The 18473-nt window shown below is 67.1% G+C and carries 15 protein-coding genes; 13 read left to right on the top strand and 2 right to left on the bottom strand.

Annotation, left to right across the window (positions count from 1 at the left end):
• Window positions 1-118 precede the first annotated feature (118 nt).
• Window positions 119-343 (top strand): hypothetical protein, encoded by a 225-nt coding sequence (locus ACU18_RS02420; protein WP_050683943.1) that lies wholly within the window; start codon window positions 119-121, stop codon window positions 341-343.
• A 105-nt stretch (window positions 344-448) separates the two neighbouring features.
• On the opposite strand, the gene ACU18_RS02415 is transcribed toward ACU18_RS02420, so the two are convergent.
• Complete coding sequence (locus ACU18_RS02415) at window positions 449-1969, bottom strand: sodium:solute symporter (protein ID WP_050683942.1); 1521 nt, start codon at window positions 1967-1969, stop codon at window positions 449-451.
• 262 nt (window positions 1970-2231) lie between these two features.
• Here ACU18_RS02415 and ACU18_RS02410 point away from each other — a divergent pair, with 262 nt between their 5' ends.
• The 12 genes from ACU18_RS02410 (at window position 2232) to ACU18_RS02355 (ending at window position 16710) form a co-directional block, all read left to right on the top strand.
• Entirely contained in the window at window positions 2232-2807 is a 576-nt protein-coding gene (locus tag ACU18_RS02410; protein WP_050683941.1) for a cupin domain-containing protein, read from the top strand.
• Between the two features lie 60 nt (window positions 2808-2867).
• Window positions 2868-3728 carry an ABC transporter ATP-binding protein gene (locus ACU18_RS02405; RefSeq protein ID WP_197273499.1) on the top strand — a complete coding sequence of 287 codons (861 nt, stop codon included), beginning with the start codon at window positions 2868-2870 and terminating at the stop codon, window positions 3726-3728.
• Window positions 3725-4690, top strand: a complete 966-nt coding sequence (locus tag ACU18_RS02400) for an ABC transporter substrate-binding protein (RefSeq protein WP_050683940.1) — start codon at window positions 3725-3727, stop codon at window positions 4688-4690. Before ACU18_RS02405 ends, ACU18_RS02400 begins: the two co-directional genes overlap by 4 nt.
• Window positions 4691-4694: 4 nt before the next feature.
• The gene (locus tag ACU18_RS02395) at window positions 4695-6773 is read left to right on the top strand and encodes an iron ABC transporter permease (RefSeq protein ID WP_082178137.1); all 2079 of its coding nucleotides are present in this window, start codon (window positions 4695-4697) and stop codon (window positions 6771-6773) included.
• 188 nt (window positions 6774-6961) lie between these two features.
• A complete protein-coding gene (gene speB / locus ACU18_RS02390; RefSeq protein WP_050683939.1) occupies window positions 6962-8026 on the top strand; it encodes an agmatinase in 1065 nt (354 codons plus the stop codon).
• A 4-nt stretch (window positions 8027-8030) separates the two neighbouring features.
• A complete protein-coding gene (locus tag ACU18_RS02385) occupies window positions 8031-9776 on the top strand; it encodes a thiamine pyrophosphate-binding protein (protein WP_231685989.1) in 1746 nt (581 codons plus the stop codon).
• 141 nt (window positions 9777-9917) lie between these two features.
• Window positions 9918-10391 (top strand): MarR family winged helix-turn-helix transcriptional regulator, encoded by a 474-nt coding sequence (locus tag ACU18_RS02380; protein WP_050683938.1) that lies wholly within the window; start codon window positions 9918-9920, stop codon window positions 10389-10391.
• Between the two features lie 10 nt (window positions 10392-10401).
• The gene (locus ACU18_RS02375; RefSeq protein ID WP_327019584.1) at window positions 10402-12039 is read left to right on the top strand and encodes an MFS transporter; all 1638 of its coding nucleotides are present in this window, start codon (window positions 10402-10404) and stop codon (window positions 12037-12039) included.
• Window positions 12040-12191: 152 nt separating this feature from the next.
• The gene (locus tag ACU18_RS02370) at window positions 12192-13925 is read left to right on the top strand and encodes an ABC transporter ATP-binding protein (protein WP_050683937.1); all 1734 of its coding nucleotides are present in this window, start codon (window positions 12192-12194) and stop codon (window positions 13923-13925) included.
• The gene (locus ACU18_RS02365; protein WP_050683936.1) at window positions 13922-15982 is read left to right on the top strand and encodes an ABC transporter ATP-binding protein; all 2061 of its coding nucleotides are present in this window, start codon (window positions 13922-13924) and stop codon (window positions 15980-15982) included. Before ACU18_RS02370 ends, ACU18_RS02365 begins: the two co-directional genes overlap by 4 nt.
• A 44-nt stretch (window positions 15983-16026) precedes the next feature.
• Window positions 16027-16443: an acyl-CoA thioesterase gene (locus ACU18_RS02360; protein WP_050683935.1), complete on the top strand. Its 417-nt coding sequence runs from the start codon at window positions 16027-16029 to the stop codon at window positions 16441-16443.
• Window positions 16444-16479: 36 nt separating this feature from the next.
• A complete protein-coding gene (locus ACU18_RS02355; protein WP_050683934.1) occupies window positions 16480-16710 on the top strand; it encodes a PLDc N-terminal domain-containing protein in 231 nt (76 codons plus the stop codon).
• 29 nt (window positions 16711-16739) lie between these two features.
• On the opposite strand, the gene ACU18_RS02350 is transcribed toward ACU18_RS02355, so the two are convergent.
• Window positions 16740-18395, bottom strand: coding sequence for a sensor histidine kinase (locus ACU18_RS02350; RefSeq protein ID WP_050683933.1), 1656 nt, complete (start codon window positions 18393-18395; stop codon window positions 16740-16742).
• Window positions 18396-18473 lie beyond the last annotated feature (78 nt).

The following is an 18473-nucleotide window of genomic DNA, read 5'->3' as shown; positions in this document are numbered from 1 at the left end:
CGCCGGCACGCCAGCCGGGGACCCCTTGACCGCCCCCGGGCGTGGTGCTGAGATGAAATGGGCGGCGCGGCCGGCGCCCACCCGATGTGCCACACCGTCAATCAGTGGAGGTTCTGTGATGAGCACCAGCGGACAGCACCCGGACATGCCGCACCTCGACGCCGTGGAGGCGGACCCCGCTTACGACTATGCCGGGGAAACGCCCGCCGACGCCGCCCTGGACCCGGAAGATCCCTTCCCCGATGCGGAAGAGCCCGCGGTCCGGTCCCGGCCGGTCAACGACGCCGAAGACCGGGAGGTCCCGATGGACCCGGACGAAGTCCGCGGGGACGAGCAGGACTGACCCGGCAGGACTGCCACGTGCGGGACCAACCGGGCAGGACTGACGACGGCGGCACCTCCTTCTGCTGGGAAACAAAAGGAGGTGCCGCCGTCGTGCGACCCGGTATCAGGAGGTGGGGACCGCGTCTGCGGGCGCCGGCTCGCTGTCCTGGCCGGCGACGCGCCGCTGCCAGTTCCGCATAACGTGCGGGTCCGTGGGCCTCGTGGCCAGGGACACCACAACGTAGACGACTGCCGAGGCAACCAGCCCGTAGTAGATCGGCTCGTTGGCGTAGATGCCGTCCAGTGGAGCTTTGGCGTTGATTTCCAGGACGATCATGGTGCCGAGGGTGACCACCGAGCCGACGGCCATGGAGGCGGCGGCGGCGATCCCGGTGCCGCGCTTCCACACGAGGCCGCCGAGGATGGCCACCAGGAGCCCGCCCACCAGGATGTCGTACGCGATGGTGAGGGCCGCCACCACGTCCTTGGTGACGATGGCGATCACAATGGCGATGATGCCCAGGGTCAGGACCCAGATGCGGTTGGCCCGGACATCGTGCTCCGGGTTGTCGGTGTCGTCCGTGTTGATGTCCTTGCCGAACCAGCTGGCCACAAACGGCAGGACGTCGGCGCGGGCCACTGTCGCTGCGGCGATCAGGGCGCCGGAAGCGGTGGACATCATGGCTGCCACTGCGGCGGCCAGGACCAGTCCGCCGATGCCCACAGGGAGCAGGTTCTGGGCCACTTCCGCGTAGACGTCGTCCTTGGCGGCGATTTCGATGTTGGCGAGCGCCACGCTGGCGGCCATACCGATCAGGGCGCCGGCCACGCCGTAAAGGATGCAGTAGATGCCGGCGGTGGCACCGCCCCAGCGGGCAACGGTGGGGGTCTTGGCCGTGAAGACGCGCTGCCAGATGTCCTGGCCGATCAGCAGGCCCAGGGTGTACACCACGAAGTACGTGATGATGGTCTGGACACCGATGCCGTCGATCTGGAAGAAGCTCGCATCAACGCGGCTGCGGATGCCGTCCAGGCCGCCGGCGGCGTTCAGCGTGAAGGGCAGCATCAGGAAAAAAATGCCCACGGTCTTGATGACGAACTGGACCTGGTCCGCCAGGGTGATGGACCACATGCCGCCCACGGTGGAGTAGACCAGCACAATGGCGCCGCCGACGGCGATGGCCAAGGCCCGGTCCATGCCGAACAGCACCACAAAAATGGTGGCGTAGGCGCCGGTGGACGTGGCGCACAGCATCAGCGTGTACGCCAGCATCACGATGCCGGAGGCCTGGGTGGCCTTGCTGCCGTAGCGCAGGGTCAGCATCTGCGAGACCGTGTAGATCTTCAGCTTCTGGATGATGGGGGCAAAGAGCAGGCTCAGGAGCAGGACGCCCGCGCCGATGGCCACCACCAGCCACATGCCGGAGATGCCGAACTTGTAGCCCAGTCCCACGCCGCCCACGGTGGACGCACCGCCCAGGACCACCGCGGCCATGGTGCCGGTATAGAGGAACGGGCCGAGGCGGCGGCCGGCCACCAGGAAGTCGCTGTTGGACTTGGTGCGGGACTTGCCCCACCAGCCGAAGGCAAGCATGGCGAGTAGGTACACCACCACAATGGCGATGTTGATGACGTTTGCATCCATGTTGGCTCCTCGGAGCAGGTTGTTAAGCGGGCCGGGGCGGGGAAAGCCGGGGCGCCGCTGCTGGGGGTGCGGATGAGACCGGAGTCGCAGATATTGCCTGATAGGCAACAAGTGTTTTCAAAAGCGTAGGCTGTGACGGCCGTAACAGTCAAGGGCGCCCCGGGGCGCCGTGGCGCGCCCGCCATGGAAGCGTCACAGTGGCAACAGGCCATTAGTATTGCTCCAGAGTGGGGCCGGGTGGCCGGCCATGAAAGGTTCGTACATGAAGGCACTGCCAGTTGAACCGAGCAACGTTCCGGTGGCCATCGGCTCGAGGATCCGGGCGGCCCGGCAGTCCCAGCGGCTCACCATCGAACAGGTGGCCGATGCCACCGGCCTGACCAAGGGCTTCCTGAGCCGGGTTGAGCGCGACCTGACCTCCCCGTCGGTGGCCTCGCTGGTCACCCTGTGCCAGGTCCTGTCGATCTCCATCGGCGAGCTTTTTGCGGCCCCCGAGACGCACCTGACCAAACGCAACGACGGGCCGCGGATTTCCCTGGGCGGCCAAGGCATCGTTGAGCGGCTCCTGACGGCCCGGTCCGAACGCCGCCTCCAGATCATCCAGGCCGTTATTGAGCCGCACGGCCGCGGCGAGTCCGAACTGTATGCCGTGGACTGCGACGTCGACGTGCTGCACGTGATCAGCGGCAGCATCCGGCTCATCCTGACCAACGAGGAATACGACCTCGACGCGGGGGACACCGTCACGTTCCCGGGCCGCGAGCCCCACACCTGGGTGAACCCCACCGACCAGCCGGTCGAGGTCCTCTGGGTGCTGGTCCCGGCGGCCAGCCGCTGAACAGGGACAACTCCGCGTAACGTGGTCGGGTGGACCCTAAGGATAGGCTAGCCTTAGTATGTGAACCCTAAGTCCAGCCCCGCGATCCCGCACGCCTTGAAGGGCGCCGGCATCACCGTTGCCTATGGCGGCACGGATGTTGTCCACGATGCGTCGCTGACCCTGGTGCCCGGCCAGGTCACCGCCCTGGTGGGCCCCAACGGCAGCGGCAAGTCAACCCTGCTGCGCACGCTGGCCCGCCTGCAGGACCCCAGGACCGGGACGCTGACCCTGGGCGGGAGCCCCGGTGACGAAGCCGCCGACGCACTCTCCCTCTCGGCGCGCGAGTTCGCCCGCCACGTGGCCCTCCTGACCCAAAGCCGGCCCACGCCCGCCGGCCTGAGCGTTCGCGACGTTGTCGAGTTCGGCCGCTACCCGCACCGCGGCCGCTGGGGCAAGGCCGATCCGGCCGGTGCCGCCGTCGTGAATAAGTGCCTGGCCCTGACCGGCACCGGCGGAGTGGCGGACCGCGGCGTTGACCAGCTCTCCGGCGGCCAGCTGCAGCGCGTCTGGCTGGCCAGCTGCCTGGCGCAGGAAACCGGCGTGCTGCTGCTGGACGAACCCACCACCTACCTGGACCTCCGCTACCAGGTGGAACTCCTGGACCTCATCCGGGACCTCGCCGACCAGCAGGACATCGCCGTGGGCGTGGTCCTGCACGATCTTGACCAGGCCGCGGCGCTCGCCGACCGGGTCGTATTACTGGGCCAGGGGCGTGTCATTGCGTCCGGCACACCAGCCTCCGTTCTCACCTCCGCGCTTCTGAGCGGGGTCTACGGAATCCGGATCGAGGTCGACACCGATCCAAGCACCGGCCGGTTGCGCACCCGCGCCATCGGCAAGCACCACACCCGTACCGAAAGACTGGTTACATCCCCATGAAGAAGCCAATCCTGGCCTCCGCCGCTGTTGCAGCGGCGCTGGCCCTCTCCGCCTGTGGAACCACGGAACCTGCCGCCAACCCCTCGGCCTCCGGAGCCGGCATCGAGCTGACCGACGCCAGCGGCACCACCATAACCCTCGACGCCCCCGCCACCAAAGTGGTGGGCACCGAATGGAACGTCGTGGAAAACCTCGTCTCCCTCGGCGTTGACCCCGTAGGTGTTGCCGATGTCCCCGGCTACAGCGCCTGGGCCGCCGCCGTTCCCCTCGACAACGAGCCCAAGGACATCGGCACCCGCGGTGAGCCCAGCGTGGACACCGTCGCGTCCCTGGCGCCCGACCTGATCGTGGCCACCACCGACCTGCCTGCCGCCGCCGTCGAGCAGCTGCGCAAGATCGCCCCGGTCCTGCAGGTCCGCTCCGCCAACGGCGAAGGCCAGATCGCCCAGATGAACACCAACCTGGACCTGATCGCCAAGGCCACCGGCACGGAGGACAAAGCCACCGGGGTCAAGGCAGCATTCGACGACGCCGTGGCCAAGGGCCGCGAAACGCTCGCGGCCGCAGGGCTCGCCGGAGCCAAGGTCGCCTTCGCTGACGGCTACGCCCAGGGCAACCAGGTAGGCATCCGGCCCTACACCAAGGGCTCCCTGATCGGCGACGTCACCGCGGAACTGGGCCTCGACAATGCGTGGACCCTGGAAGGCGACAAGGACTATGGCCTGGCATCCACCGATGTCGAAGGCCTGACCAGCCTCAGCGACGTTGAGTTCCTCTACATCACCAACAAGGTGGACGGCGACCCGTTCGCCGACGTCCTCGGCGCCAACCCGATCTGGCAGTCCCTGCCGTTCGTCACCGCCGGCAACGTCCACCGCCTGTCCGACGGCATCTGGATGTTCGGCGGCCCGGCGTCCATGACGGCCTACGTCGATGCTGCCGTTACGGCCCTTACCAAGTGATCGCATGAGCGCCGCTGTTACCGCCGAGGCGCCCGTCCGGCGGCGCTCCGGCGGTAACGGCGACGTGGCCGGGGTCCTGGCCGGCGCGCTGGCCCTGTGCGCAGCGCTCGCGTTGATCGACCTCACCCAGGGCACCGCGGCCGTTGGTCCGGTGGAACTCTGGAACGTGTTCCTGGGCTCGGCGGACCAGGATTCGGCCGCCGTGGTGATGGCCTCGCGGCTCCCGCGGATGCTGGCAGGCATCGTTGTGGGCCTGGCCCTGGGCGTGGCCGGCGCCGCCCTGCAGTCCATCAGCCGCAACGTCCTGGCCTCGCCGGACACGCTGGCGGTCAACGCCGGCGCCTACTTTGCCCTGGGCATCGCCTCCGTCACCGGCTTCACCCTCCCGCTGCTGGCATCCTCTGCAGTGGCTTTTGTTGGCGGCCTGGCCGCGGCTGTTGTGGTCCTGGGCCTTTCGGGGCTGGGAACCGGTGCGCTGCGGCTGGTCCTGGCCGGCAGCGCCCTGGCCCTGGGCCTGGGCTCCATGACGTCCGCCCTGCTCCTGCTGTATCCGCAGGCCACCGAAGGCCTCTACCAGTGGGGCCAGGGCAGCATCAGCCAGGGCGGCACCTCCGGCGTGGTCCAGGTGGCACCGCTGCTGGTGGTCGGCCTGGCCGGGCTGCTCCTGCTGGGCCGGCGCATGGACGCGCTGGGCCTGGGGGACGACGCCGCCAGGAGCCTGGGCGTCAACGTCCGGTCCACGCGGGTTGGCGCAGTCCTGCTCGCCGTCCTGTTGTCGGCCGCGGCCGTCACCCTGGCCGGGCCCATCGGTTTTGTGGGGCTGTGCGCGCCTGCCCTGGTCCGGCCCCTGGCCAACCGGGTCCAGCGGCTGGGCCGGGCTGTTTTTTTCCTGCCCCTTGCCGGCCTGATGGGCGCCAACCTGATCCTCGCCTCGGACGTTGCGCTCCGCGCGGTGGTGGGCGCCGATGCATCGGTGCGGGTGCCCACGGGCGTCATCACCTCGCTGGTGGGGGCCGTGTTCCTGATCGTCCTGGCTTTCCGGGCCAAGGACTTCGGGTCCGTGACCCCTACGGACCACCACCCCCTGCCGCCGCGCTGGCGGTACCTGCTGACGGTTGCCGTCCTGGCTGCTGTGGCCCTGGCTGTGCTGGCAGGCTCCCTGCTGCTGGGCGATGCCAAGCTGCTGCTCGGGGATGTCCTGAACTGGCTGGCGGGGGAGAGCGGCAAAGTGGTGGGCTTTGTCCTGGATACCCGGGCGCCCCGCGTGGCCGCAGCCATGGCCGCGGGAGCGGCCCTGGCCCTGGCGGGAACGCTGATCCAGTCCATCACCCGAAACCCGCTGGCCGAACCCGGGTTGCTGGGAGTCTCCGGGGGCGCCGGACTGGCCGCCGTCCTGGTGGTCTCCACCGTTCCCCTGGTCAGCCCATGGGGAATTTCCCTGGCGGCGCTGGCCGGGGCGGCGCTCGCGGCGGCCCTGGTGTTCGGGCTGGCAGCCCGGGGCGGCTACCAGCAGAACCGGCTGGTGCTGATCGGGGTGGGCGTCTCCGCCGGCACCCTGGCCTTGGTCAGCCTCGTGATTGTGCTGACGGATCCGTTCAACGCCACCAAGGCCCTCACCTGGCTGGCCGGTTCCACCTACGGCCGCACCTTCCTGGACGTCCTTCCCCTGGCCGCCGGGCTGTTGGTCTTTGTGCCGATGACGGCGTTCCGGCACCGTGAACTGGACATCCTGAGCCTGGACGAGGACACCCCGCGGCTGCTGGGCGTCCCGCTGGCACGCGCCCGGCTGCTGTTCCTGGTGGTCAGCGTGATCCTCACGGCGCTGTCCATTGCGGCGGTGGGGGCCGTGGGGTTCGTGGGGCTGGTCGCGCCGCACGCCGCCCGGGCCCTGGTGGGCCGGCGCCACACGCGGGTCCTGCCCACGGCGATCCTGCTCGGCGCCATCCTGGTGGGAGCCGCGGACGTGCTGGGCCGGACAGTCATTGCCCCCGCCCAACTGGGCGCCGGGCTGCTCACTGCCGTACTGGGCACGCCGTACTTCATCTGGCTGCTGTGGCGCTCGCGGGCCCGGCAGGCCGGCTGACGACGCCGGAAAAATCCGGCCATGGCCGGGGTGGGTGCTGCGGCACCCGCCCCGGCCATTTCCGTTTCCGGGGCTCCCGTCGTCGGACGTTTCGCCAACTTTATGTAAACACTTGATGCCCATTAGACAACTGTGGCGTATGATGGCAATCACATCAGTCCCCAACTCCGCGAAGGAGAGCCCCTCCCATGGAAGAGCTGCGCATCGAAGCCAACGGCAACCTTGGTCCCATCGATTCATCCCGAATTCCCCGCTACGCCGGCGCCGCGACCTATGCCCGGCTGCCGCGGCTGGACCAAGTGGCCAAGGCTGATGTCACCGTTGTGGGTGTTCCCTTCGACTCCGGCGTCTCCTACCGCCCCGGTGCCCGGTTCGGCGCCAACCACGTCCGCGAGGCCAGCCGGCTGCTGCGCCCGTACAACCCGGCGTGGGACGTCAGCCCCTTCGAAAACATCCAGGTGGCGGACGCCGGCGACATGGCCGTCAACCCCTTCAACATCAACGAGGCCATCGAAACGGTCCAGCAGAACGCGCTCGACCTCACCGCCGGCGGCAGCAAGCTCGTCACCCTGGGCGGGGACCACACCATCGCCCTGCCCCTGCTGCGCGCGGCTGCCGAACGCGCCGGCGGGCCCATCGCCATGCTGCACTTCGATGCGCACCTGGACACCTGGGACACCTACTTCGGCGCCGAATACACCCACGGCACCCCGTTCCGCCGCGCCGTGGAGGAAGGCATCCTGGACACGGAAGCCATCAGCCACATCGGCACCCGCGGACCCCTCTACGGCAAAAAGGACCTCGACGACGACCACCGCTTCGGCTTCGGCATCGTTACCTCCGCAGACGTCTACTACCAGGGTGTCCTGGAAACGGTGGCCAAGGTCCGCGACCGGATCGGCAACCGCCCGCTCTACATCTCGGTGGACATCGACGTCCTGGATCCCGCGCACGCCCCCGGCACCGGCACGCCCGAGGCCGGCGGCATCACCAGCCGGGAGCTCCTGGAAATCATCCGCGGCTTCCGCGGCATGAACCTGGTGGGCGCGGACGTTGTCGAGGTTGCCCCGGCGTACGACCACGCCGAAATCACCGGCGTGGCCGCAAGCCACGTGGCTTTCGAGCTGGTGACCCTGATGGCGGACAACGCCGTGGCCGGCAACCGGTTCGGCGCGGAATCCGGTTACGCGGCCCAGGCGCTTGGCCGCGAACCCCGCCAGCCTGCCGGCTTCGCTGCAGCCGGCAAGGAGTAAGGCAATGGCCGACGCCGGATCCACGCTTCCAGCCGCAGGTTCAACCCCCGCCGGGGTACCAGCCGCTGTGGCGGCTGACGCTGCAGGCGTGCCACCCGGTCCGGTGCGCAACGGCGGTGACCTGGTGGTGGAAACCCTCGAAGCGTTGGGCGCCAAAACCGTCTTTGGCATCCCGGGCCAGCACGCGCTGGGCCTGTTTGATGCCATGGGCCGCGGCAACCTGCACTTCGTTTCGTCCCGAGTGGAGAACAACTCGGCGTTCGCCGCCGACGGCTACTCCCGCGCCACCGGCGAGGTGGGGGTCCTGTTCCTCTCCACCGGGCCCGGCGCGCTGACGTCACTTGCCGGGCTCCAGGAGGCGTACGCCACCGGAGTGCCCATGGTGGTTGTCGCCAGCCAGATTCCGTTGGAAGGGCTCGGCGCCCGCCGCAAGGGCATGCTGCACCAGCTCGATGACCAGAAGGCCTCAGCAGCCAACGTCACCAAAAGCCAGCGGCTGATCCAGCACGCGTCAGGCATCCCGTCCGCCATCCAGGATGCCTGGACCGAGGCGATCTCCTCCCCCCAGGGTCCGGTGTGGTTGGAAATCCCGCAGAACGTGCTGCTGGACCCCATCATGGTGCCGCCTGTGGAGGACGCATTGGCACTGGCAGCCGACAACCCGCCCCGCGTGGAGCTGGTCCGGGAAGCCGTTAAATGGCTGGAAGCTGCGGAACGGCCGGCCATCATCGCCGGCGGCGGGACGCGCCGCGGTCGGGCCGAGGCCACGCTGCTGTCCCTCGCCGAAAAACTGCAGGCTCCGGTGATCTGCACGCCGGGCGGCAACGGCGCCTTCCCCTGGAACCATGACTTGTCGCTGCAGTCCTGGATCGAGGACCGGCACATGACCGACGTGCTGGAGGATGCCGATGTCCTGGTGGTCATCGGCTCATCGCTGGGCGAGGTCACCTCCAACTACTTCACGTTCGCGCCGCGGGGCCGGATCATCCAGATCGACGCGGAACCCCGGGTCCTGGAGTCCAACCGGCCCGGCCTGGGCATCCGGGCGGACGCCGGCCAGGCGCTGTCCGCCCTGGACGCCGCCTTCGACGCCGGTCGGTCCGTACCGGCAAACTGGCACGGCGCAACTCCGGCGTCGGTGGTGAAGGACGCGCTGGCCAAGGTGCGGGCCCGGCTCGAATCCCAGGACCTGGCCAAGGAACTGGGGTTTATGGCCGGTATCCGGGAGGCTGTCCCCGCGGACATGCAAACGTTCTGGGACATGACCATCTCCGCCTACTGGGGCTGGAGCTGCTGGGATGCGCGCGAGGGCCAGTTCCACTCCGCGCAGGGCGCGGGCGGACTGGGCTATGGCTTCCCGGCGGCAATCGGCGGCGCCGTGGGCCTGCAGACGCTGGGCCGGCCCGCACGGGTCCTGGCGGTATCCGGCGACGGCTCCTCGATGTACTCCATTTCCGAGCTGGCCACCGCCAAGCAGCACAACGTGCCGGTCACCTGGCTGATTGTCGACGACGGCGGCTACGGCATCCTGCGCGAGTACATGGTGGGTGCATTCGGCCAGGCCACGGCCACCGAGCTGGCCCGGCCGGACTTCGTCAAACTCGCCGAAGCGTTCGGCGTCCCGGCCCGGCGGGTTGCCCCCGGGGATGTGGGGGACGCGCTGAAGGCATCCTTCGCCGGGGACGGGCCCAACGTCGTTGTGGTTGAAACCCTGCTGAAGATGTTCGCCCCGACGCACCTGGGCGACTGACGCTCCCCACCACCCCCGCAGGACCCTTGCCGATGGCAGGGGTCCTGCGGCATTTCCGGGGTAGCCCACAATGATAGTTTCCCAAAGCAACCAAATTAAGATATGGTTGCTTGAGGCAAACAACTAGGGAGTAATCGAGTCATGGCTGTAGCTCCGGACACGGCAGCGGATCTGGTGTACCAGATCTTCGACCTCCAGCGGGCCGTGCGCTGCATCGCCACCGCCAACGTGCGGGGGCAGGAAACCGGCGTCGCGCTCCAGGGCGTCCTGCGATTTGTGGGGGAGGGGGAATCCCGGGCCACGCGGCTTGCCGAGCGGCTGGGCGTCAGCGCCCCGGTCCTTAGCCGGCATATCGCCGACCTCGAAGACCACGGCTTTGTGGTGCGCAGGCCGGATCCCGACGATGGGCGGGCCCAGCTTGTGGCGCTCACCCCGCAGGGGGCGGACAAGCTCCGGCACATCGAGGAGCAACGGGCAGCAGCGCTGCAGGACCTCCTGCGTGACTGGAGCGAGGAAGACGCCGGCACCACGGCCACCACCTTGCACAAACTCACACAATCACTGAAGAACTCAGCCCGGGCAACGGCGGCCGGCACCACCATCAACACCCTTTAGGAGCAGATCCATGGCAAGCCAAACTGCCACCCAGACCAAACCGGCGGGCCAGCCGCCGTCGCCTGCCGGAGCAACCGAAGCCGCGCCGGAAATGACGCACCGGCAGATCATGGAGGCCCTCACCGGCCTCCTCGCCGCGTTCTTCACCGCGATCCTCAGCAGCACCATCGTGGCCAACGCGCTGCCCACCATCATGTCCGACCTGCACGGCACCCAGACGGACTTCGCCTGGGTCATCACCGCAGCACTGCTGGCCAACGCCGCCACCACCCCCATCTGGGGCAAGCTTGCAGACCTTTTCAACAAGAAGGTCCTGGTCCAGCTCAGCATCATCATCTTCGTTGCCGGTTCCGTGATGGCCGGCCTCTCGCAGACCATTCCGCTGCTGCTGGGCGCCCGCGTCATCCAGGGTGTGGCGATGGGTGGCCTGACCGCCCTGGCGCAGGCCATCATCGGCACCATGATCCCGCCGCGCAACCGCGGCAAATACTCCGGCTACATGGGCGCCGTGATGGCCGTTGGCACCGCCGGTGGCCCGCTGCTGGGCGGATTCATCGTGGACAGCCCGCTGGGCTGGCGCTGGACCTTCTTCGTCTGCGTGCCGCTCGCCGTCGTCGCCCTGATCCTGCTGCAGGTCACCCTCAAGATCAACCACGTCCGCCGGCACGCCAGGATCGACTGGCTCGGCTCCATCCTGCTGACCTCAGGCGTCAGCCTGCTCCTGATCTGGGTTTCCTTCGCCGGCAAGGCGGACTACTACGACTGGTTCTCCTGGCAGTCGGCCCTGATGGTGGGCGGCGGCGTGCTCCTGCTGGCCCTGCTGGTCCTGGTTGAATCCAAGGTGGAACAGCCCATCATCCCGCTCAAGATCATCTCTGAGCGGACCACCGCGCTGGCCATCATCGCCTCCGTGGCTGTCGGCGTGGCAATGTTCGGCTCCTCCACCTTCCTGGGCCAGTACTTCCAGGTGGCCCGCGGTGCCACCCCCACCGAAGCCGGCCTCCTGACCCTGCCCATGATCGCGGGCAACCTGATCGGTTCCGTGGCATCGGGCCTGCTCATCAGCCGCACCGGCAAATGGAAGGGCTTCCTGGTAGCCGGATCCATCCTCCTGATCGGCGGCCTGGGCCTGGCCGGGACCATGGACCACACCACCGAACTCTGGCACGCAGGCGTCTTCACCGCCGTCCTGGGCCTGGGCCTCGGCATGCTGATGCAGAACCTGGTCCTGGCCGTGCAGAACACCGTCCGCGCCTCGGACATCGGAACGGCAAGCGCCTCTGTGGCCTTCTTCCGCTCCGTCGGCGGCGCCATCGGCGTCTCGGTGCTGGGCGCGGTCCTGGCCAACCGGGTCAGCGAACTCGCCTCCCAGGGACTGGCCGCGGCCGGCATCCCGGTGGCCGGCGGCGGCGCCGGCAGCAGCCTGGACCTGGCCCACATGCCCGAACCGGTCCGCGAGATCATGCGGGCGGCCTACGGCGACGCCACGGCCGAGGTCTTCCTGATCTCCGCCGGCGTCACGGTGCTGGCGCTGCTCTCCGTGCTGTTCATCAAGGAGAAGCCGCTCCGCCGCACCGTGGACATCCAGCCGGATGCCACAGCCAAGGATTCGGGCACAACGCCGGAACCCGCCGCAGCAAAGCACTGACCGCACGCGGGGGTACTCCCGTCGGATGATCTTTCCCGGGGCGGTTCCGCCCCGGGAAAGAGTTTCGTAGAGTGGGAAGGCTAAGGATGTCAGCCCCGGCTGCTACTACTTAAGCCTCCTGCTTTTCACATTCTTCCTAAGGACCCGTGGGCATGCTCCTCACCCTCATACGGCGGTTTTCCAAGCCATACACGCCGTATCTTGTGGCCGTCATTGTATTCCAGCTGGCGTCCACCATGGCTGCCCTGTACCTTCCCAGCCTGAACGCCCAGATCATCGATGAGGGCGTCACCCGCGGGGACACCGACTTCATCTGGCGGACCGGCGCCGTGATGCTCGCCGTAGCCTTTGTGCAGGTTGGCACCGCCATCGCCGGCGTGTACTTCGGGTCCAAAACGGCCATGGCAATCGGCCGCGACCTGCGCCGGGCCGTGTTCCGCAAGGTCACCAGCTTCTCCGCCAAGGACGTCAGCACCTTCGGCGCGCCCACGCTGATCACCCGCGGCACCAATGACGTCCAGCAGGTCCAGATGCTGGTGCTGATGGGCCTGAACTTCATGGTGGCCACCCCCATCATGTGCATCGGCGGCATCATCATGGCATTGCGTGAGGACCTCAACCTGTCCTGGCTGGTGTGGGTCGCAGTACCGCTCCTCACAGTGGTGGTGGGCTACCTGGTGGTCCGGCTGATGCCGCTGTTCCGCTCCATGCAGAAGAAGATCGACCGGATCAACGCTGTGCTGCGCGAACAGATCATCGGTATCCGCGTGGTCCGCGCCTTCGTCCGCGAACCCTACGAAACGGAGCGCTTCGGGGCAGCCAACAAGGAGCTCACCGACGTTTCCCTGAAAATCGGCGCCTTGTTTGTGCTGATGTTCCCCGCCATCGGCATGATCCTGCACCTGTCCACCGCCGCTGTCCTGTGGTTCGGTGGCCAGCGGGTGGACTCCGGCGATATGCAGGTGGGCGCCTTGACCGCGTTCCTGCAGTATCTGCTCCAGATCCTCGTCGCGGTGATGATGGGCACGTTCATGGCCATGATGATCCCGCGCGCCTCCGTGTGCGCGGACCGCATCGGCGAGGTGCTCGATGTCGAACCCTCCATCCACGATCCCGAACGTCCGGAAGCCCCGGCAGCGCTGGAAGGTGTGGTGGAGTACCGCAACGTCACCTTCGCCTACCCCGGTGCCGAGTCGCCGGTGTTGAGCAACGTCAGCTTCACCGCCCGGCCCGGCCAGACCATCGCCATCATCGGCTCCACCGGCTCCGGCAAGAGCTCCCTGCTGTCCCTCCTGCCGCGCCTCTACGACGCCGGCGAGGGCGAGGTGCTCCTGGACGGGGTGCCCGTCAGTGCCCTGGACCGGGAGGAAATCACCAAGCGGGTGGCCCTCGTCCCGCAGCGGCCCTACCTCTTCTCCGGAACCATCGAGCACAACCTGCGCTTCGGCAAGACCGAGGCCACGGACCAGGAGCTGTGGGACGCGCTGCGCGTGGCCCAGGGCGAATCGTTTGTGCGGGAGAAAAAGAACGGGCTGGACGCCAGGATCTCCCAGGGCGGAACCAACGTTTCCGGCGGCCAGCGCCAACGGCTGTGCATCGCCCGGGCCCTGGTCACCAAACCCAGGGTCTACCTCTTCGACGATTCCTTCTCCGCACTGGACGTGGCAACGGATGCGCGGCTCCGCGCAGCCTTGAAACAGACCACCGCGGACGCCACGGTCATCATCGTCGCCCAGCGGATCTCCACCATCACCGAAGCGGACCAGATCCTGGTCCTGGACAACGGCCGGATTGTGGACCGCGGCACGCACGAGGAACTCCTGGAAACCTCACCCACCTACCAGGAAATTGTTGAATCCCAGCTGAGCGTGGAGGAAATGGCATGAGCCCCCGGAAAAAGGACTCCACCGCCGCAGACCAGGCTGCGCCGGAATCGGCCGTGACGGCCCCGGACCTGGATGACGACGATTTTGTTGAAGAGGAATTCACCCCGTCAGAGGCCGACGGGGACATGTTCGGCGGCATACCCGCCAAAAAGGCCCAGCATTTCTGGCCTTCCGCCAAGAGGCTGATGGGGCTGCTGCGCCCGGAGGCCCTTGGCATCTACCTCGTGGTGGCCCTGGTGGTGGTCGCCGTTGTCCTGAATGTCATCGCCCCCAAGATCCTGGGCCAGGCCATGGACGTGATTTTTGCCGGTGTGGTGGGCAAGCAACTGCCTGCCGGCGCCAGTAAGGACGAGTTCGTCGCGGGCCTCCGCCAGGCGGGGGACGCCAATTTCGCGGACATGGTTTCGCGGATGGAGCTGGTACCCGGGACGGGTATCAATTTCGACAAACTGACCATGCTGATCGCCATGGTCCTGCTGATGTACTTCGTGGCCAACATCTTCCTGTGGCTGCAGGGTTACGTGCTCAACGTGATCGTGATGAAGGTGATCCGCCGGCTCCGTGACGACACGGAAAAGAAGCTCAACCGGCTGCCGCTGAACTACTTCGACACCCGCCAGCGCGGCGACGTCCTCTCCCGGGTAACCAACGACGTCGACAACGTCCAGCAGGCACTCCAGCAGGCATTCGCGCAGCTGATCAACTCGCTGCTCACGGTCATCGGCATCGTCATCATGATGTTCATCGTGTCCTGGCAGCTGGCCCTGATCGCCTTGGTGGCCCTGCCCCTGTCCGGTGTGGCCGCAGGCATCATCGGTGTCCGCAGCCAGAAGCTCTTTGCCGCGCAGTGGAAAAACACCGGTGCCCTGAACGGCCAGATCGAGGAGTCCTTCTCCGGCCACGACCTGGTCCGCGTTTTCGGCCGCGACGCCGATATGCTGGCCCGGTTCGAGGAACGCAACGAAGCCCTGTACAAGGCCAGCTTCGGCGCCCAGTTCGTCTCCGGCATCATCTTCCCGGTCATGCAGTTTGTTTCCTACCTCAGCTACGTGGGCATCGCCGTGGTGGGCGGCCTCAGGGTGGCCTCCGGCTCCATGTCCCTGGGTGATGCCACCGCCTTCATCCAGTACTCCCGCGAATTCACCCAGCCGCTGGGCCAGATGGCAGGCATGGCCAACATGCTGCAGTCCGGCGTGGCCTCGGCGGAACGGGTGTTCGAGTTCCTGGACGCTGACGAGCAGGACAGCGAGACCGCCACCGAGCACCTGCCGCCAAAGACTGACGGACACGTGGACTTCAAGGACGTGACCTTCAGCTACACGGAAGACAAAAAACTCATCGAGAACCTGTCCTTCACCGCGGAGCCCGGCCATACCGTGGCCATCGTAGGTCCCACGGGTGCAGGCAAGACCACCCTGGTGAACCTGGTGATGCGCTTCTACGAGCTCAACTCCGGCGCCATCACCCTCGATGGCGTGGACATCACGCACCTCAGCCGGGCCGAGCTCCGGTCCAAAGTGGGCATGGTGCTCCAGGACGCGTGGCTGTTCGGCGGCTCCATCTACGACAACATCCGCTACGGAAACCTGGACGCCACGGAGGAAGAAGTCATCGCCGCGGCCAAAGCCACCTTCGTTGACCGCTTTGTACGGGCGCTCCCGGACGGTTACCGAACGGTCATCGACGAGGAAGGCAACAACGTCAGTGCCGGTGAGAAGCAGCTGATCACCATTGCCCGCGCTTTTGTGGCCAACCCATCGCTGCTCATCCTCGACGAAGCCACCAGCTCCGTGGACACCCGTACCGAACTGCTGGTGCAGAAGGCCATGGCTGCGCTGCGGACGGACCGGACCAGCTTCGTTATAGCCCACCGGCTCTCCACCATCCGCGACGCCGACACCATCCTGGTGATGGAAAACGGCCGGATCGTGGAGCAGGGCAACCACAAGGTGCTGCTCGCCGCCCAGGGCGCCTACTACCGGCTGTACCAGTCGCAATTCGCAGGCTCGGACGCCGGGGAAATCCCGGTGGATGACTCGACGGCGGTCCACAGCTGAGCGCCGGCACCGCAGCCCCGGTCCGGATTGAAGTCCCGGTGCCCATGCGCTGGGGCGACATGGACGCTTACGGGCACATCAACAACGTCCAGATCGTGAGGATGCTGGAGGAGGCGCGGATCGCCGCCTTCGGCCCTCCCCGGGGAGCCGGCCAGCCAGGCGTTGACCCGCAGGTTTCCCTCTTCAACGACGTCCCGGACGGCACCATGGCGCTGGTGGTTGACCACAGGATCCGTTACGTCCGGACGCTGGAGTACCGCAACATCCCCGCCGTGGTCCAGGTATGGATCGGCGCCGTCAAGGGCGCCAGCTTTGATATCCACTACCTTGTCCTGGACCCGGTGACGGGCGAGGACTGCGTGAAGGCAAGCAGCCACCTGGCGTTTGTGGACGAGGCCACCGGCCGGGTCCAGCGACTCACTCCCGAGCAGCGGCAACGGCTGGCGCCCTACGTGCACTAGCAGCCGCACCCCCATCCCATCCACTGAAGGAGCACCATGGCAAAGAAAAAGACCTGGAAAGAAATGTCGCCGGCCAGCAAGGCCGGAACCATTGTGGTGGGTGTGGCGCAGGTGGCGCTGCTCCTGGCAGCCCAACGGGACATTTCCCGCCGCCCCGCGGAACTCATCAACGGACCCAAAGCGGCCTGGCGGCTGGCCGCGTTTGTGAACTTCATCGGGCCTACCGGCTACTTCATCTTCGGCCGGAAACGGGCTGCGGGCCTCTAAGCCAGGCGGCCGCCCTTCCGGGCGCCGGGTTACACCGGTACCCGGAAGGTAAACACCGTTCCCTCACCCAGGGTGCTGTCCACGTCGATGGAACCGCCGTGGGCTTCCACGATTGCCTTGCTGATAGGCAGGCCCAGCCCGACGCCCGGAATGGCGGTGCGGCGGACGTTGCTGGTGCGGAAGAACTTCGCAAACACCTCGGATGCGTCCTCAGGGGTCATCCCCATGCCAGTGTCCGTGACCCTGCAGGCCACGTTTCCGTCCTCCTCCACGAGGCTGACCCGGACGCTGCCGCCGTCGGGCGAGTATTTGATGGCATTCGACACCAGGTTGTCCAGGACCTGTGAGATCCTGGCGCCATCCACGTGGGCTTCCAGGGTGTCCGGGACGTCCGCCGTCAGGACAATACCCGAGGCGGCGGCTTTGGGCAGGGCCGATGAGACGCTGCTGCGCACCAGCTCAGCCACGTTCACCGCATGGGGTGTGACAATCAGCTGCCCGTTGCGGCTGGCCAGCAGATCCGAGACCAGCGTGAGGAGCCGCTCCGAGTTCCGGCGGATGATATCGAGCATTTCGCGCTGTGAATCGTCCGGCTCGTCGAAGAGCAGCAGTTCAACGTATCCGAGGATGGATGTCAGCGGAGTACGGAATTCATGGGAGACGCTGGAGACGAAGTCATCCTTTGCGGTGAGCGCATTGACGAGGTCTGTGACGTCACCGAACGCAATGACGGAACCGGCAAATTTGCCGTCTTCGTCCTTCATCGCGCGGGCAGTGGTCACAAAGGCCCGCTGCGCTGCTCCCTCGCCCAGCCACACGAGGTAGTCAGTGAAGGTCTCGCCGAGGACGGCACGGCGCACCGGCCGGTCTTCCACGGGAATCAGGGTGGTCCGGTCCGCCGCGTAGACCAGGAGCTGGGACTCGTTGGGGTCTTCGATGGTGCTGGGCCGGGCCAGTTCATGGTTGGCGCGCTGCTTGCGGTTCATCAGGATGTCGTGCCCGTCGGCGTCCACGGCGAGTACGCCCAGGTGGACGGTGTCCAGGACCGTGTTGAGCAGGGCTTCCTGGCGCTGGCTGGTCCGCAGGTTGGCCTGCAAAAGCGCGTCCTTGTCCTGCAGCTCCTTTTGTTGGCGCATCATGCTGCGCGTCAGGACGCTCACGGACACACCGATACCCAGCATCATGACCGGCAGCAGCAGGGCGCGGGTCAGGCCTTGGGGCGTCACGTCGCCCTTGAGGAACAGCGGCACCCAGATGATGGCAAGGGGCGCCAGGAAGGAGAGCCAGACCGACGTTTTCGGGTAGTAGCTGGAGGCGCACAGCCAGATCACCGGGAAGACCGCCAGGAGGCTGATGCCGGTCAGGCTGTCCTGGCCGCCTTCGCGGCCCACCGCGATGGAAATGAAGTCAAGCAGCGGTATGACCAGGAAGCTGGTGTACGGCAGCCGGTCCCACGGCACCAGGTAGCAGAGGGCCATGATGAGGAGCTGGGAGATGACAAAGGAGCCGAACAGCACGTTGTCCATGGTGCCCGGGAAGAAGGCCCACACCAGGAAGACCGTCAGCAGCGTGGTGATGAACAGCGGCATCTGGCTCATGGCCACGCGGTCCGTCAGACGGAGTTCATGGAAGGGCCGCCTAAGCCGCCAAAAGCGCCCGGCGGACCATAGCTCGCGGTCAGACATGGCGGTGGGGCTTCTGGGGCAGGAGTTGCAGGACCATACAAGCAGGATATATCCGCACCGGGCTATACTTCAGACGTT

Origin of the sequence: Arthrobacter sp. ZBG10, assembly GCF_001238605.1 — a bacterium.
In the GTDB taxonomy this organism is placed as follows: Bacteria; Actinomycetota; Actinomycetes; order Actinomycetales; family Micrococcaceae; genus Arthrobacter.
The sequence above is the reverse complement of the archived record's forward strand: the minus strand, read 5'-3'. Positions and strand labels throughout refer to the sequence as shown.

Bases quoted from the DNA above. Each gene is read 5' to 3' on its own strand.
- ACU18_RS02375 (WP_327019584.1), top strand. From the start codon at position 10,402: ATGGCAAGCCAAACTGCCACCCAGACCAAACCGGCGGGCCAGCCGCCG.
- ACU18_RS02415 (WP_050683942.1), bottom strand. From the start codon at position 1,969: ATGGATGCAAACGTCATCAACATCGCCATTGTGGTGGTGTACCTACTC.
- ACU18_RS02410 (WP_050683941.1), top strand. From the start codon at position 2,232: ATGAAGGCACTGCCAGTTGAACCGAGCAACGTTCCGGTGGCCATCGGC.
- ACU18_RS02355 (WP_050683934.1), top strand. From the start codon at position 16,480: ATGGCAAAGAAAAAGACCTGGAAAGAAATGTCGCCGGCCAGCAAGGCC.
- ACU18_RS02365 (WP_050683936.1), top strand. From the start codon at position 13,922: ATGAGCCCCCGGAAAAAGGACTCCACCGCCGCAGACCAGGCTGCGCCG.
- ACU18_RS02350 (WP_050683933.1), bottom strand. From the start codon at position 18,395: ATGTCTGACCGCGAGCTATGGTCCGCCGGGCGCTTTTGGCGGCTTAGG.
- ACU18_RS02380 (WP_050683938.1), top strand. From the start codon at position 9,918: ATGGCTGTAGCTCCGGACACGGCAGCGGATCTGGTGTACCAGATCTTC.
- ACU18_RS02395 (WP_082178137.1), top strand. From the start codon at position 4,695: ATGAGCGCCGCTGTTACCGCCGAGGCGCCCGTCCGGCGGCGCTCCGGC.
- ACU18_RS02420 (WP_050683943.1), top strand. From the start codon at position 119: ATGAGCACCAGCGGACAGCACCCGGACATGCCGCACCTCGACGCCGTG.
- ACU18_RS02385 (WP_231685989.1), top strand. From the start codon at position 8,031: ATGGCCGACGCCGGATCCACGCTTCCAGCCGCAGGTTCAACCCCCGCC.
- ACU18_RS02360 (WP_050683935.1), top strand. From the start codon at position 16,027: ATGCGCTGGGGCGACATGGACGCTTACGGGCACATCAACAACGTCCAG.
- speB (WP_050683939.1), top strand. From the start codon at position 6,962: ATGGAAGAGCTGCGCATCGAAGCCAACGGCAACCTTGGTCCCATCGAT.
- ACU18_RS02400 (WP_050683940.1), top strand. From the start codon at position 3,725: ATGAAGAAGCCAATCCTGGCCTCCGCCGCTGTTGCAGCGGCGCTGGCC.
- ACU18_RS02370 (WP_050683937.1), top strand. From the start codon at position 12,192: ATGCTCCTCACCCTCATACGGCGGTTTTCCAAGCCATACACGCCGTAT.